Source organism: Paenibacillus sp. RRE4 (genome assembly GCF_031844205.1).
Classification (GTDB): Bacteria; Bacillota; Bacilli; order Paenibacillales; family Paenibacillaceae; genus Paenibacillus; species Paenibacillus xylanexedens_B.
The window spans coordinates 2,058,712-2,074,277 of sequence record NZ_JAUZUT010000001.1 but is presented as its reverse complement, the minus strand read 5'-3'; the positions used below and the strand labels follow the sequence as shown (position 1 = coordinate 2,074,277).

The following is a 15,566-nucleotide window of genomic DNA, read 5'->3' as shown; positions in this document are numbered from 1 at the left end:
AAGTACAGCCTATAGCCTCATAAAATAAAAAAAGCGAAACGGAGCCGAGTTTATCCCGGTCGTTTCGCTTAAGGAATAGAGATGAATTTCATCCTAAATCCATATCCTTCTAATCAAGAGGTCACTTTCCACTTTTCTCCTTTTAACATGATTGAATCTTGTGCACTCTGGAAATTCAGTTCCATATGTTGATCCAGATAAGAAACGCTGACTTTGCTTGCCTCGCTTGCACGTATGCTGACATGCAGCAACTTCCCTTCGTTCCATTCCATATCCACTTCGAATCCACCGCGCGCTCGCAACCCTCGAACTGAACCTTTTGGCCATGCCATTGGCACCGCAGGAAGTAAACGAATCTCACCGCCGTGACTCTGGAGCAGCATTTCGGCTATGCCTGCCGTACCTCCAAAGTTACCATCGATCTGAAACGGAGGATGATCACAGAATAAATTAGGCAGCGTCGAGGAGCGAAGCAGCTCCATAACGTTATCATGTGCCTGTTCAGCCTGCTCCAGTCTTGCCCACATGTTCAGAATCCAAGCCCGGCTCCAGCCCGTGTGTCCCCCGCCATGTTGCAATCTGCGCTCCAGCGTGATGCGGGCGGCAGTTGCTAATTCGGGAGTCGTTTTCGGAGTAATCTGTGAACCCGGATGGAGCGCAAACAAATGTGATATATGTCTATGACCTGGTTCAAGTTCATCATAATCCTTGCTCCATTCTTGAATCTGTCCGTGTTTTCCCACAGCGATATCCGGAATGCGAGTTAATGCTTCTTGCAACTGTGATGCAAATTCCTGATCTTGTTGCAGCATGTGTGCACTTTCAATACACCGCGTGAACAGCTCCCGAATAATCTGGTTATCCATCGATGCCCCGTAACAAAGGGCACCTGACTCCCCACTATCCAGAATGTAGATATTCTCCGGTGAGGAAGAAGGACAAATCGTGAGACTCCCTTCCGGGTCTTGCACCAGAAAATCCAGAATAAACAAAGTTGCCTCTTTCATCGTTTCATACACTTTTCTTAAAAAATCCTTGTCCCTGCTGTATTCGTAATGGTCCCACAGGTGAAGAGACAACCAAGCGCCGCCCATCGTCCAGAAGGTCGACGTTAGACATACATCCTGCGGAGCAGTATCTGCCCATATGTCAGAATTATGATGTGCTACAAATCCGTTGCAGCCATACATCTTACTTGCAGTTTCCCTTCCACGAACCTGTAGTCGCTCGATAAAATCAAATAAAGGGATGTGACACTCCGGCAGATTACAACTCTCCGCTGGCCAATAGTTCATTTCCGTATTGATATTAATGGTGTATTTACTGTCCCATACCGGAAGCATGTCTTTGTTCCATATGCCCTGCAGATTGGCAGGTAACGAACCGGGCCGGCTGCTGGAGATTAGCAAGTATCGCCCGAACTGGAAGTACAAACTTACGAGTTCAGGATCATCACCGCCTGCTCTAAGACGCGCGAGACGCTCATTCATCGGCATACTCATATAACTGGTATCTGTGTGTCCACCCTCCAGATGAAGATCCATTCGTGTGAACAGCGCCTGATAGTCAGCGATATGATCCTGAAGTAACTGCTCATATGTTTTGGCAGAGGCTACATCTATTCTTCGTAAACATTCCGCCTCCAGGTCTTCCTTGGCATAACGAAAATCGGTGCATGCCGATATTAGCACGGTGGCTGAATCCGCATTTGACAGAGATAGTTGACCGCTCGAATACTGAATCTCTCCTTGTTCGTGCATGACCCGAATCGCACAGCAAAAACGGATCCCCCCTTCTCCCCCGCTTCTGCCCCGGATGATCATATCGCCATGGCTACGTTGTTCGATTCGATCAATCAAAGATTGGAACCCGACCGGATGCCTTAGCGCCCCCGACAACGGCGACCAATGTAACACGGAACCTCTGCCAAACAAGGCTGTGAATGATAATCCGCCCGGCACGCTACTAGACAGACGGACTGCCATGACCTGATCAGGATAACTTGAAAAATATTCTCGCTTGTGTTTTGTATTGCCTGATGTGTACTGAACGCGAGAGACCCCCTGTTCCAAATCAAGATATCTCTGATACTCTGTCGCCTCCTCGTCTGCATGATGCATGGCCATATAGAAATCACCAAGCGGTTCATAATGTCGTTGTCCATCAGGCACACCAACTAATGAGGTTAGCGCCAGCTCCTCTGCCTGCCGAATCTGACCTTGGAACAGAAGTTCCCTTATGTTATCCAGTGTTTGAAGTGATTGCGGGTTGTTGCGCTCCATCGGTCCGCCGTACCAAAGGCTATCTTCATTTAACTGAACTCTTTCCAGATCTGTTCTTCCAAATACCATACCACCGAGGGTTCCGTTTCCAATCGGAAAGGCTTCCTCCCACTGCCCGGCAGGGTGATCAAACCCAATTTTATTTTTATTTGTATTCATCATTATACCTCCATTAGAGATGCCAAGGTTCACTGTTGCCCGGCAACATGACAAACAGAACTCAATATGACCCATCTTACAGGCCGTATAATCAGTTTACTTTGTTCACCCGGCTTCGTTGAATGAAGAAAACTAACCTAAACCTTCACAATGCTAACCCGTTTGGAGGCATGATCGTATCTATTCAATCGCTGGAGGTGAATTGATCCCAGTAGTCACCAACGAGACCTTCGATGATGGAGCCGCTGGCCCACGGCATCAGACAGAACCAGGTGCTTGCCGGCGTACCATCGGCATAAGTCTCCGTAACGAGTCCTTGCGAGTGACAAAAGCGCTCGGACATCCATCCTTTTTTGCCATAACCATATTCACCATCAACACGATTATAGGTTTGACAGCCCCAAGCGATCGTATCATTCATACGCTGACGGATATAGTCATCCTCACGATGCTGAAGATAATACAAAAGCTCATCAACGAGATTGCTCGACATGGGATGAATGTGCGGGTTAGCTACCGAAGTGACGCTTCCTCCAGAACTTGACCAGTTCAATGTACTCAGCGGCGGAATCTGCACTGGCGAGTTATAACAAAATTTAAAACTGAACTCATAGCTGATGGCGTCTCTCATATGATCAAGGAACGTTTCCTCACCGGAGAGTGCATGCAGGAAACGGAGAGCTTTGATATATGCCAGAATGCCTTCCGAATCCACTGCTTTGTCCGCATCAAGCGGAGCACCATAACATTCCATCTGTTTCACATAGGCATTGTAATAATGTGTTTCACTGCGTCTCATTTCCTCCAAATCGGATAACTTATTGGTCAGCCAGCTGTAATAAGCTTTCGCAGCGAGACACCACGCCCCGCTAAAAGCATCGTACTCCAGGCCTGCACCCGTGCGCTCGGACAATATCGCCGGATATTCGCCATCCGCATTTTTGCTCCGTTCCAGGCGTTCCAGTACTTGCTTCACATAGGCGAGCCAGTCATCATGTCTGATCTGCCTTATGCGGTATTCGTAGTCATAACATTTCAGGATATAAAACATGGCTTGTGCAACGAGATAGGATGAGTGCCCTGGTGTACGCATACCGTCAAACCACCAGCCCTTAATGCTCCAACTTCCATCCTGATAAGCATCATACGGAAGTCCTGACTCCGGATTCATCGCATTTTCGATAATGTTTGTGATGCAGGACAAGGCCTGCTGACGCATGGGTTCATCGTTCTGACGTAATGCTGCAATCAGCATGGGGGTTGCAATGGTCATGCCGTTGGTCCAACTGATCGAGATGATTTTGTTATATCGATAGCCTCCGCTTTCTGTGTCTTCATACACAAAAGTAGAATAGTGACGGTCATCTGGAAGCCAGGCGTAGTCTCGAACAGCAGCGGACATGTCAGATACGGCTGTGCGGATGTCGCTTCCTTGCCTCGGGTGCTCATGGTACTTTTGATAGACATGCTCTAATGCAGAATTAATACCCAAGGGCGAAGAGGATTCATAATCATATAGTTCAAGGGTAAACGTTACCGATTCTCCTGCTTCCAACACGAAGACGTTCTCTGCCAAGGCTGAGCGCTCTTGCACAAATCTTGATTTGATAAACAGCAACGGAGCATTCTCATACCCTAAGGTGTAACCAACGGTGCCTCTCTCGATCGAACATGTGAAACCTCCATATTGTAGAAAAGTACCTGTTTGACCCGAATACCATGGCTGCTTCTGTCCACTATGCATGCTTTCCACCCAATATGGGCTTGCGCTTAGCCCGACAATTCGCCCCTTATCATATACAAGTGCAGCCGGATGCGATAAACGATCACTTCGAACCATCCACCAAGGGGATGAAGGGCGGGATGGTTTTCCTTCACGAATTCTTGGAAATTCATTAGGTACATTTTGCGGTGCTTCTCCCCGATTACGACCGTACATAAAGGCAGGCAGAAAAAATCTGGGTTGCTGTTTGTCAAAAGCAAGCTCTATATGAATCACTCCGCTCCACCGTTGACTGTCTTCATTCTTAACGATAATCTGTGCCTGCTTTGGATCATCTGTCCTGCCTGTCCCGACAGTCATATTAACGTCAGCCCGAAGCTTATGTGTGCTCAAGCTGGTATACGCTGTCCCTTCCTGTCCTCTGCTGCGTGCGGTAAAAATCAATTCCATACAATCCTCCAATTCTGTTTTCCCTGTTCCTTCAGAAAACGCTTGCAAATTTTAAACCAAGATGCTAGGATGGTACCATTTTATAGGTTCAGGTTCGCAATTACATTGCTTAGATCGTGATATTTATTGCGCCAAACGATTAGGAGGCCTTCATGATATGAATGAATCGCTGGAGTACCTGTATGATCCCATTCAGATGGATCTGCTGTATCTGCATCGTGTCACGACCTACAATATGGGCACATTCTACCATCGGCATAATGGGTATGAGCTTTACATTTTTCTTCGCGGCAATGTGAATTTCTATATCGAGAATCGATGTTACCATCTGGAGCGAGGTGATCTTATTGTTTTAAATCCAGAGGAAATGCATCGGTCCTTTGCACTCGACAAGAATGAATATGAACGAATCACAATTAATCTGCAAAAATCATATCTTAATCGATTATCCACATCATCTACCAACCTCTCTGCCTGTTTTGATCATCGGCCTAAAGGTAAAGGGAATATCATTCATTTGAATGAAGAGGAGTTAGAGCCATTTCTCAATCTTACAACCCAAGTGGAGCAAATGTTGCTAATCTCAGACTACGGTGCGGATATTATGAGAAATACGCTGATCGCCCGACTGCTTCTCATGACCAATCTGGCTTTTAAACATACGGATTTTGTGCCCACCGACATTATGCCTGAACTGGTTCGTAATACGATGGACTATATTGAAACGAATCTGACCGAATCTCTAACCCTTCAGCACTTATCAGAAAAACTATTTACCAACAGCAGTTATATCAGCCGTCAATTCAAAAAACATACCGGACTAACGATTCGAAACTATATACTTAACCGCCGCATCGAGCTCGCCCAGATCGTTTATTGGAAGGTATGAGTATTACCGATGCCTGTTATCGTTCCGGATTCGGCGATTATGCCAACTTTATTCGCAGTTTTACCAAGATAGTCGGAACATCGCCAGGTAAGTTTCAACGTAAACATTCCACTGAAAAGTGTTAATTATCGTTAAATTACGCTACAAACCAAATGATCAAAGGACGGAGGATATGCATGGAACTTTCAAAAGGTACCTACGGTTTTCGATTCGCCGAAGATCGTGAACTTGAGCTATGCAAGCTGTATGCAACGGGGAGCGATATCATTACTGATCCATCGTATTACTGGGATGGGCTGGAACGAACGGATGGTCCTCTTCTTTTATTTCAGTACACCCTTGCAGGAGAAGGTATTTATGAAACGAATGACCGTACATACCGCGTCACTTCCGGACAGGCTTTTCTTGCAGAGATCCCGAGCGCTCATCGATATTACTATCATCCAGAGTCTGATGAGCCATGGCAGTTCATCTTCCTACTATTCCGTCCTGATCTCATTCAGGCTCATTGGCAGAAGTTTGTGCGAGAAACTGGTGAGGTCGCTTTTCTCCCTATGGATTCTGCTCCCATCCGTCTGTTGCGAATGATTGTAACGGATGCGGCGGCAGGGAGGATAACGGACCCTATGATTGCCTCATCCAGTGTGTATCAGTTCATGACAGAACTTGTTCGTTTACAGACAACTACACGTCATAATCGGGAGAACTGGCCGGAACATATTCAGCAGGCTACGAAGTACATGGAAACCGATTACGCCAGTATGATCAGCGTGGATCAGCTTGCAGAACGCGTTGCCCTATCCAAATACCACTTTATACGCAGATTCTCGGCTAGCACAGGTCTCACTCCAGGTGCCTATCTTACCCGCGTTCGGATCGAGAAAGCGATGGAGTTACTTCGCGGCACGACATTAAGCATCGAACAGATTGCGGTACAAGTGGGATACTCCAGCGGAAGTTATTTTATCAAAGCTTTTCGAGGTTTAACGGGGTTTACTCCAGGGGAGTTCCGAAGCGGCGGCGAGAGCCTCGTGTACCGCAGATTGTTTTTCGACTAACCGCAATATTTTGCTATTGAAGACTTAACATTACTGTAGATTAATGTATTTTACTTCATTATGATAAATGTGACTGGAGCAATAATTTAAATTACGTCAGATAAAGGAGCCTTCAAATGGATCATACTCTTGTTGCACCAACACCCCCTCTTGGCTGGAACAGCTGGGACTGCTACGGGGCTGCCGTCACTGAAAAGGAAATTCGCGGTAATGCGGAGTATATGGCTACACACTTGAAAGAATATGGTTGGAGCTACATTACCGTTGATATTCAATGGTATGAACCTCTGGCAAACTCATCGCAATATCGCCCTTTCGCTCCACTGATTATGGATGAATACTCACGTCTGATGCCTGCAGAAAATCGCTTTCCTTCAGCTGCGGATGGCCAAGGATTCAAGCCGCTTGCTGATTACGTACACAGCCTTGGACTGAAATTCGGCATTCATATTATGCGCGGAATTCCAAGGCAAGCGGTTCATGCAAATACAGCTCTGTTGGGAACCAACTCCACCGCCCGTGAGATCGCTCACACCAACTCCATCTGTCCTTGGAACACGGATATGTATGGCGTAGACCACAACAAAGAAGGCGCGCAAGCCTATTATGATTCACTGTTTGAATTGTATGCTTCATGGGGTGTTGATCTGGTCAAAGTGGATGATATCGCTGCCTCCAGATTATATGACACACATCAGCCTGAGATTGAGATGATCTCAAAGGCGATCAAACGTGCCGGACGCCCCATGGTATTAAGTCTGTCTCCCGGTCCTGCCCCCGTGGAATACGCTGAATTTTTTGCTGAACAGGCTAACATGTGGCGGGTCACGGATGATTTCTGGGATCAATGGCCTCTTTTGCTGGATATGTTCGATCGCTGCCGTAAGTGGCAGGGCCTTCCTAAGGAGGGATGTTGGCCGGATTGTGATATGTTGCCTCTGGGGCACATTGGTATTCGCTCTGTGGATGGAGGCGGAGCCGATCGGTGGACAAGATTCACTAAGGATGAGCAATTGACGATGATGTCTCTGTGGAGTATCTTCCGTTCTCCTCTCATCTTTGGCGGTGAGTTGCGGGATAACGATGCCTGGACGCTTTCCTTGCTGACCAACCGTGAAGTTCTGCGTATGCATCGTGAGAGCCATAGTGCAAGAGAAGTGTTACATCAAGGCGATCTGATCGTATGGACGGCATCTCATGTCGATGGTTCCACTTACGTAGCTGTGTTTAATGTTGGCGAGCAGCCAGTGCTCCCGGTGGAAATCAATCTCAATACAGTTGGTTTATCCCCTTCTGTTGCAAGCCACGGAATTGAATTATGGAGTGGCGATGTGACAGAAATTAACGAGGATATTTTACGCACTCATGTGCCTTCGCACGGTGTGCGCCTGTACCATTTTGCGTGAAGCACTTCGCCTGAAACGTTCCATAAAGAAGGGGCCTGTCGTTTATGACAGACCTCTTCTTCTCTATTTTTGAAAACCGACGGATTCTAACTATTGGCCCGCATGAGCACCTTCGACTTTATTTAAAACAAACGAGATGATCTATTCATCTGTCCTTCGGATTTATGATCAAAATGCCATCTATACACAAAAGTCATGACCACAACCAACATCGCAAGCACAATAAATAGATTACTATATACAAATGCAGACGTTAGGCTGATAAAAGGGTTGAAACGCATCTGCTGTGCTCCCCCGTCGATGACCTTGCCAAGAACAGTTGTGGATACAGAAGCCGCGATAAAATTAAACATCGACAGTAGTCCCATACCAATGCCGACCTGTTCTTTGAAGAGGGTCTGTGCGATCGTATTAGACAGCGCTATTTGCATATAGGATTGACCAAGGACTGCCAAGACTAGAAAAGATGAAACGAAAAACAATGACACACCGGCAGCAAACGATAGACTTAAGAAGCCGATAACAAGCATCGAGGAGGCTGTATAAATCAAATGGACATTACCTTTCTCATCAGCTAACTTACCTCCACGTCTTCCCAGTAATGCTGCAATCAGAGCCGACGGTAACATAATTAGACCTGTCAGAGCCGGATAAGAATCATACACATGGGTTAACAGTTGCGGGATAATAAATGGAATGCTAAATCCACATGCGACCAACACAAATGAAATAACCATTCCCCATGTGTAGGAGCGGTTGCGAAAAACAGCTGGTTGCACAAACGGTGATGCTGTGTGGAGAATTCGAAGGATAAACAAGCCTAAAACTGCAATACCCAGTAGCAAATACCACAAATTTAATTGAGTCAGTGCGAGCAAAATGGCTCCAATGCTTACGGCGAGTAGCATGCCTCCAAGATAGTCCATCTTTTCATAAGCTCCCCTTTCATCATTCAAATACTTTCTATAGAAGGGGAGCGTTAACAGCGAAAGTAGCGGAATCGCAAATAGAAACTTCCAATTCAGTGCACTGGATACGAATCCGGCAACAATAGGACCTAAAGCAGATCCCAGCGCGATTCCGATCGCAGAAGTACCGAGAGCCTGACCACGCTTGTTTGGCGGAAAATATCGAACCGGTATAATCATGGCCAGAGCTGGAATGACGGCAGCACCTGCGGCCTGAATCAGGCGTGCCAAAATAATCATAAAGTAGGAAGTCGAAAGAATTCCAATAGCGGAGCCAGCAGCCAACAATAAGAGTCCAAATGTGATTAAATGTTTAATGCTGTATCGATCTGTTAGCTTCCCGTAAGTGACTGTACCAACGGCGTATACAATTAAATATCCCGTAACGATCCAGCTTGTCTCGGAAGCTGACCGTTCGAATTGATCCCCAATGACGGGTAAGACAACATTAAACATCATTCCGTTCATTACAGAGATGATCAAAGTGAAGACAAGCACGCGAAGTAGTGCCTTTTCTTTTCCCGTTGCAGATGCATCCTGGATTTCTAAACTCTCTCTGGTCTTCATCGTTTCCCTCTTTTCCCTATACTGATTGAAAAGTGCATAAAATAGACTGTCAGTACTTACTGTCAAAATAAGATATAAAATACTAGGGCGTTAGCGCCCTAGTGAACGTCCATACACTTTCGGTAATCACATCTTCTAACGAAAGCCACGGAAAATGCACATGATCCTCCATATGGTTAATAAACAAGCCGTAATTCAATGCCATGAAGGAGAAAGCCTGTAATTCAGCGTTGATCTGAACCACCTTACCTTGCTCATACATCGTTTGCAGATATCGGGTTAAAAGCTCAAGTAACTGCTGGGGATGTTTTATCGTTCGTGTTCTTAACTCCGGCAAATGATTCATTTCCTTCAGACTGATCATGAATAGTTTACGGTTCTTATGCATGATTTCATGATAGGTTTTACTGACCAGCAATAAATCTGGATGCAGATTCCATACCAGCTTTTCCTCAAAAAGTCGTGTCATTTCCGCGACATAATGATATTCGTCAAATGCGCTCTCGAGCAGATTAAGTTTCGTACCAAAGTGGCGAAATAACGTCTTCTCACTTACGCCGGCGGTTAAGGCAATCTCCTGTGTTGTAACACTTTTATATCCCTTTACCGAGATCAGCTCAATCGCCGTTAACATTAACTTTTCTCTTGTGTTCCGTTTACTTGAATTGGACATGAAACTCTCCTTCTACTCAAATGTCAGTGATCACTGTCATAAAAGAAGGTTACCTTTTGAATCACTCTTTGTCAAGTATTTCAACTCATCTCTGTTCCATCGCCTGCACAGCAAGTTGAAAAGCTCGAATTCTTCTCTCCAGTAAAGTATGTTGTGGTGATCCAGCTACCGACTTATCTATCATTCGTTTAAGAGAAGGCAAGAGATTATTCATCACATGACGTGCCTCGGATATCTCCAGGCTGCTATAATGTTGATCAACTCTCTCATTCCAGGTGTGTTCCAATATATACAAACTGACATTTAGCGCATGAAGTCGCTTCTCTATCAACGATGTATTTGCTTCTTTCCCCACCATGTTCTTCAGAGCGTTCTCCGATTTTCGGATCACTGACTGAAAGGCTTCAATGGATTGCCGTTGTACAGTCTCGGATACGGATTCAATCATGGGCAAGTACTCCTTTTCATAAAATTTATAAATGGTGTTATGTAGATGTTTTATACAATATATTCACTGTTTCAGGAATCCTATTATATTCCATTACGGAATCAATGTACAAAACAAAAAGCCGCATATCGCGACTTTTTTGTTGAACTATGATAAAACCGGGATTAGAGCACCTTTTCCAAAAAGCTGATCGTACGTTCGTGCTGCGGTTTCCCGAAGATCTGTTCAGGGTTTCCTTCCTCAACAATATATCCGCCATCCATAAAAATAACACGGTCCGCAACTTCGCGGGCGAAGCCCATTTCATGGGTAACGATCATCATCGTCATGCCTTCGCTCGCGAGATCCTTCATGACACCAAGTACTTCCCCAACCATCTCCGGGTCAAGTGCCGATGTAGGTTCATCGAACAACATCACATCCGGATTCATCGCAAGTGCGCGAGCAATAGCTACGCGTTGCTTCTGTCCACCCGAGAGCTGGCTTGGAAAGCTCTCCGCTTTATCTGCCAGACCGACACGGTCAAGCAAGCGAAGCGCGGTTTCCCTGGCCTGTTCTTGATTTAATTTGCCAAGTTCCATTGGTGCGAACATAATATTTTTGAGCACACTGAAGTGCGGAAACAGATTAAAGTGCTGGAATACCATGCCAATGTTCTCACGAGCTTTATTAATATCGGTGTCACGACTATTCAAGTCCTGATCATCAACGATCACATGGCCTGCGGTAATGTCTTCCAGACAATTGATGCAGCGAAGAAATGTACTTTTTCCCGAACCGGATGGCCCGATGACACATACAACCTCGCCTTCATTAACAGCAATGTCGATGCCTTTCAGCACCTGATTGGAACCGAAGCTTTTCTTCAGACCTTCTACTTTAATTTTAGTCACGGCGAATCTTCACCTCCAGATAATCGGCAAGTCTAGTCAGTGCAATGATAACAATCAAGTACATTACAGCTACCGTTAACCATATGTCAAACGAGGATAACGTTCTGGCAATAATGATTTTACCCGACTGTGTGAGCTCAACCAGCCCGATAACGGACAAGATGGACGTATCCTTCAGCGTAATGACCATCTGGTTAATAAACGAAGGAATCATCACACGAACCGCCTGAGGAATGACAATTTTCATCATCGCTTTGCGATATGGAAGACCTAGTGAACGAGCGGCCTCCATCTGTCCACGATCAATCGATTGAATACCCCCACGGATAATCTCAGTAACGTAAGCTCCCGCATTTAAGCTCAGCGTCAGAATCGCTGCAAGGAACAGCGGCATCGTAAAGCCAAATGCCTGAGGAATACCGAAGTAAATGAAAAACGCGAGTACAAGCAACGGAATACCGCGGAAAATATCAACGAAAACGGTAGCAATGCCGCGCAACACTCTGTTACGCCCTACTTTCATAAAGGCGAAGATCAAACCAATAATAAACGCGAAGAATAGAGACATGATTGTGTATAAAAGGGTATTCCCCAAACCTTTCAACAAGGCTGGAAAAGATTTGTATATAAGTTCCATACGCCCCAATTGTGCAACGGATTCCGCATTGTCACCTATATACTTATCTACAATACGCTTGTATTCACCGCTTTCCTTGATGTTAGCAAGGCCTGCGTTGAACTTCTTCAGCAACTCCTGGTTTTTACCTTTACTTACAGCAAAACCGTAAGGTGCACCTTTTTCTGGTTCTGTAACAACCTTCAATCCGTTGTTCTGATTCTCCCCATATTTCAACACAGGGAAGTCATCAAAACAGGCTGCGGAATTCCCCGTTTTCACATCATCATACATCTGTGCCGAATCATCAAAAGGTACAATGGTAAACCCATACTTGGATGCATTCGCTTCTGCAAAACGATAACCTTCCGTCCCCGTTTTTACAGCTACCTTTTTACCACGGAGATCTTCATAGCTTTTTATCGTATCATTGCTCGCTTTAACGCCCATAACAACGCCTGATTCAAAGTACATATCGGAGAAATCGAATTTGGTTTTGCGCTCATCCGTAATACTCATACCTGCAATGACGCCATCCACCTGGTTTGATTCCAGTGCCTGAACGGCAGCATTAAATCCCAAGGCTTTGATCTCGTATTTAAAATTCTGATCCTTGGCGATCGCTGCCATGAGATCCATATCGATGCCGACAAAATCGCCGTTAATTTCCTGAAATTCAAACGGTGCAAAAGTAATGTCGGTACCGATAACATAAGTTTTGCCCGAATCCGACTGTGCCTGCACACTTCCCGTCCAACCTGTAAAGCCGGACACCAGAAGCAGCACCATGGTAAGTATAAGTAATGTAATCCTGTTATTCTTCATATGTCCTCCTCGTCTTGACGTCATGCCATACGTATGTCCCGAATCATGCTAAGGTTATTATTCTCAGCTCTTGACCAATCAATGCTCTTTCTACCCACCTTCATTTTTGTTTCCATGGCATTTCTTCATTCCACTTGTAAAAGTCCTCTTATACTTACCCTGGAGGTCAGGTTGTCGAAACTTAAATTTTAAATTTGAAACATTAAACGCAAAAAAAGCCGCAAAATGCGACTTTTTAGCTATCTTATGAATAAGCATTATTTTCAATCGATAAACTTTAATGGTTAAGATCGATCAGTTGCTATGCTTTAGAAACCGTATTATTTCGTTTATATCGCGGGTTCAAGCTTTATTTTAACGTAATCTCAAAGACTGATCCTGCTTCACCAGCAAAGACAATGTAGCCTCTCTCGGGCAACACCATTGTCGTTTGACCACTGACTACGCTATGATTCAGACTGGCACCAGACGCATCATACACAACAAATGAACCTTCGGCGGGTAGATCCACTTTCATTTCTTTGCCTCCAGCCGTAGTCGGAATTGAAAACCATTTGGCGTAACCGTTCGACTGAATCGTCGTTTTTGATTGCTGACCCGCATAGATTGGTTTCACAATATCCTGACTGGCATATATATTGCCTCCTTGTGAGACATATTCCACACCGTCATGCTTGAAAAAAGTGAATTCCATCGTATCTCGACCCGCTACACCCGGAATTTGCAATTGATTCACAGCCTGATCCCCATCTGTAATAGCATTTGTATAGATATAACCTGGTAACTCACTGAGCAACTGAATAGGGATCAGCGGCATTGCTGTATTATATAAAGTCGAGGTATGTTTTTCATTCACGAGCACATATGCTTTACCTGTACGTGACTGCCACGCTGCTTTGGCTTCATCCGACAATGGATTGGCTTGAAGCTTCTCAGCCTTATACTCCGAAGAAGCAAGCTGACCGAGCCCAGGTGCCGATTGATACGAACGTGTCCAAAGATACGTATTTCCGTTATCTTCCTTAACAAATTTCACTTTCTCTGTACCTGCCTCATTTACAAAAGAACCGTCAGCAATGTAGATGTATGTCTGTTTCGGGCTATTCGGAGCAGATAACATCGACATGGTGAGTTGTCCGTTCTCCTGCACATCCAGTTTCATCAACATGTTAGCGCCGCCGCCATAGATTCCCGAATGATTCATCTCTTCCTTCGGCATCTCTGCTTTCACAGGTACTCCATGTGACTTCTCCGCTTTACGCTCCGGAATCAGCTTCTTTTCTTCCAGGCTACTTAGCAACAGCTCTGTTGCAATCAATTGATTCGTTGAACTTGAACCTCCCGAAGATGTAACGGCTGCAGCCATATTATGCTCAGGCAATACAATCAGAGAGGCGTGATAGGCGATTGTATTTCCGCCTTTAGTCCATGCCTTGATCCCATACTGATTGAAAGGAAATAAGTTTACACTGTCCCAGCCAAGTCCATAGGCAATCGATGAATCACCATCCTCTGGCCACATTCCTCTCTTGTACTCTTCCTGTCCGGTAGCTTTCGCTGATTCTTTGGAAAGAACACCATTCTTCTCGTTCGTGAATACTTGTGACAGCTTGGCCAAATCTTCGGCTGTGGAATAGATGCCGCCTGAAGCAATCATATTGGTTGTCTCCAATGGCTGACGTTCCTTCTTGGCGGAGTACGTCGTTGCCATGTGTTTCAAATCGAGCGGATCTTGTGGCGTCTTGGTATGATTCATGCCAAGAGGTGTTGTGATATGACGGTGCATGAATTCCGTAAAACTCAACCCGCTAACTCGTTCTACCAGAATCTCGGCTAATGAAAACCCGTCATTACTATATACCGAGTAAGCTCCAGGATCTGCCTTCAAATGTTGTGAGGCTAACTGTTCCAATAATGTATCATGTGCGTGTGTATCTGGATCTTCGAACAGAATCGCGCTGTTACTGGATGTGCCAAGCAATCCCGATGAATGATTTAACAGCATACGTACTGTAATCTGAGCATAACGCTTGTCCTTCATTTTAAATTCAGGAATATAGTTCACTACAGGATCGTCCAATTTCACTTTGCCCTCATCAACCAACTTCATAACGGCGGTTGTGAGAAACATTTTACTTGTTGATCCTATGCCATACATGGTATCTGACGTGAGTGGTACACGATTCTCCGGGTCGTTAATTCCTGTCTGTCCAGAGAGAACGATCTCTCCTCCATCGATAAGTGCGTACTGTACACTCGTGACACCGTAGGTTTCGGTCAGTGTTTTCGTTTGCGCCGTGACTGCTTTTTGAGTCAATCCGTAGTCTAGTTTACCTGGAAGCTCGGCTGCATATGCAGCTGTGGGAGTTAACATTGCAAATGCCAAGGTCATGGCAACGATGGACGTTCTTTTTATTCGAGTCAAATTCATCTTCTCCTATTCTGCTCTGTGGTCGTCATGTTTGAGCTGTTACCTAACGCAGTATAAACGAAGAAAATGAACTGCTCGCGTCCTGAATATGAACTGGAAATGAACAGAAAAAATATATTCATCGTGATTCATCATTGCAGGTTGAACCATTGTCATGATAACATTTCCTGAAATGGAA

12 protein-coding genes are annotated in these 15,566 nt (G+C 45.2%); 4 read left to right on the top strand and 8 right to left on the bottom strand.

Features of this window, described 5'->3' with window-relative positions; all coding sequences use genetic code 11:
- Positions 1 to 113: 113 nt before the first annotated feature.
- Positions 114 to 2,441: a glycoside hydrolase family 95 protein gene (locus tag Q9R46_RS09370; protein ID WP_311279806.1), complete on the bottom strand. Its 2,328-nt coding sequence runs from the start codon at positions 2,439 to 2,441 to the stop codon at positions 114 to 116.
- A 184-nt stretch (positions 2,442 to 2,625) separates the two neighbouring features.
- The gene (locus tag Q9R46_RS09365) at positions 2,626 to 4,614 is read right to left on the bottom strand and encodes a hypothetical protein (protein ID WP_311279805.1); all 1,989 of its coding nucleotides are present in this window, start codon (positions 4,612 to 4,614) and stop codon (positions 2,626 to 2,628) included.
- 157 nt (positions 4,615 to 4,771) lie between these two features.
- On the opposite strand from Q9R46_RS09365, the gene Q9R46_RS09360 reads away from it, so the two are divergent.
- The 4 genes from Q9R46_RS09360 (at position 4,772) to Q9R46_RS09345 (ending at position 7,967) form a co-directional block, all read left to right on the top strand.
- Entirely contained in the window at positions 4,772 to 5,503 is a 732-nt protein-coding gene (locus Q9R46_RS09360; RefSeq protein ID WP_311279804.1) for an AraC family ligand binding domain-containing protein, read from the top strand.
- Entirely contained in the window at positions 5,500 to 5,628 is a 129-nt protein-coding gene (locus Q9R46_RS09355; protein ID WP_311279803.1) for a helix-turn-helix domain-containing protein, read from the top strand. The genes Q9R46_RS09360 and Q9R46_RS09355 overlap by 4 nt, the downstream gene beginning before the upstream one ends.
- Before the next feature lie 51 nt (positions 5,629 to 5,679).
- Complete coding sequence (locus Q9R46_RS09350) at positions 5,680 to 6,561, top strand: AraC family transcriptional regulator (RefSeq protein WP_311279802.1); 882 nt, start codon at positions 5,680 to 5,682, stop codon at positions 6,559 to 6,561.
- Between the two features lie 116 nt (positions 6,562 to 6,677).
- Entirely contained in the window at positions 6,678 to 7,967 is a 1,290-nt protein-coding gene (locus Q9R46_RS09345) for a glycoside hydrolase family 27 protein (RefSeq protein ID WP_311279801.1), read from the top strand.
- Positions 7,968 to 8,089: 122 nt separating this feature from the next.
- Here Q9R46_RS09345 and Q9R46_RS09340 read toward each other — a convergent pair whose 3' ends face one another.
- From Q9R46_RS09340 to Q9R46_RS09315, 6 genes are all read right to left on the bottom strand, one after another.
- Complete coding sequence (locus tag Q9R46_RS09340) at positions 8,090 to 9,502, bottom strand: MFS transporter (RefSeq protein ID WP_311279800.1); 1,413 nt, start codon at positions 9,500 to 9,502, stop codon at positions 8,090 to 8,092.
- Between the two features lie 82 nt (positions 9,503 to 9,584).
- Positions 9,585 to 10,175, bottom strand: coding sequence for a TetR/AcrR family transcriptional regulator (locus Q9R46_RS09335; RefSeq protein ID WP_311279799.1), 591 nt, complete (start codon positions 10,173 to 10,175; stop codon positions 9,585 to 9,587).
- Between the two features lie 85 nt (positions 10,176 to 10,260).
- The gene (locus tag Q9R46_RS09330; RefSeq protein ID WP_397386334.1) at positions 10,261 to 10,623 is read right to left on the bottom strand and encodes a hypothetical protein; all 363 of its coding nucleotides are present in this window, start codon (positions 10,621 to 10,623) and stop codon (positions 10,261 to 10,263) included.
- Between the two features lie 164 nt (positions 10,624 to 10,787).
- A complete protein-coding gene (locus Q9R46_RS09325) occupies positions 10,788 to 11,516 on the bottom strand; it encodes an amino acid ABC transporter ATP-binding protein (protein WP_311279798.1) in 729 nt (242 codons plus the stop codon).
- Positions 11,509 to 12,957, bottom strand: coding sequence for an amino acid ABC transporter substrate-binding protein/permease (locus Q9R46_RS09320; protein WP_311279797.1), 1,449 nt, complete (start codon positions 12,955 to 12,957; stop codon positions 11,509 to 11,511). Before Q9R46_RS09320 ends, Q9R46_RS09325 begins: the two co-directional genes overlap by 8 nt.
- Positions 12,958 to 13,306: 349 nt before the next feature.
- Positions 13,307 to 15,388 (bottom strand): serine hydrolase domain-containing protein, encoded by a 2,082-nt coding sequence (locus tag Q9R46_RS09315; protein ID WP_311279796.1) that lies wholly within the window; start codon positions 15,386 to 15,388, stop codon positions 13,307 to 13,309.
- Positions 15,389 to 15,566: the final 178 nt, after the last annotated feature.

What these genes read in the sequence shown, in the direction of transcription:
- Q9R46_RS09370 (WP_311279806.1), bottom strand. Translation starts at nt 2,441, where the DNA reads ATGAATACAAATAAAAATAAAATTGGGTTTGATCACCCTGCCGGGCAG.
- Q9R46_RS09365 (WP_311279805.1), bottom strand. Translation starts at nt 4,614, where the DNA reads ATGGAATTGATTTTTACCGCACGCAGCAGAGGACAGGAAGGGACAGCG.
- Q9R46_RS09360 (WP_311279804.1), top strand. Translation starts at nt 4,772, where the DNA reads ATGAATGAATCGCTGGAGTACCTGTATGATCCCATTCAGATGGATCTG.
- Q9R46_RS09355 (WP_311279803.1), top strand. Translation starts at nt 5,500, where the DNA reads ATGAGTATTACCGATGCCTGTTATCGTTCCGGATTCGGCGATTATGCC.
- Q9R46_RS09350 (WP_311279802.1), top strand. Translation starts at nt 5,680, where the DNA reads ATGGAACTTTCAAAAGGTACCTACGGTTTTCGATTCGCCGAAGATCGT.
- Q9R46_RS09345 (WP_311279801.1), top strand. Translation starts at nt 6,678, where the DNA reads ATGGATCATACTCTTGTTGCACCAACACCCCCTCTTGGCTGGAACAGC.
- Q9R46_RS09340 (WP_311279800.1), bottom strand. Translation starts at nt 9,502, where the DNA reads ATGAAGACCAGAGAGAGTTTAGAAATCCAGGATGCATCTGCAACGGGA.
- Q9R46_RS09335 (WP_311279799.1), bottom strand. Translation starts at nt 10,175, where the DNA reads ATGTCCAATTCAAGTAAACGGAACACAAGAGAAAAGTTAATGTTAACG.
- Q9R46_RS09330 (WP_397386334.1), bottom strand. Translation starts at nt 10,623, where the DNA reads ATGATTGAATCCGTATCCGAGACTGTACAACGGCAATCCATTGAAGCC.
- Q9R46_RS09320 (WP_311279797.1), bottom strand. Translation starts at nt 12,957, where the DNA reads ATGAAGAATAACAGGATTACATTACTTATACTTACCATGGTGCTGCTT.
- Q9R46_RS09315 (WP_311279796.1), bottom strand. Translation starts at nt 15,388, where the DNA reads ATGAATTTGACTCGAATAAAAAGAACGTCCATCGTTGCCATGACCTTG.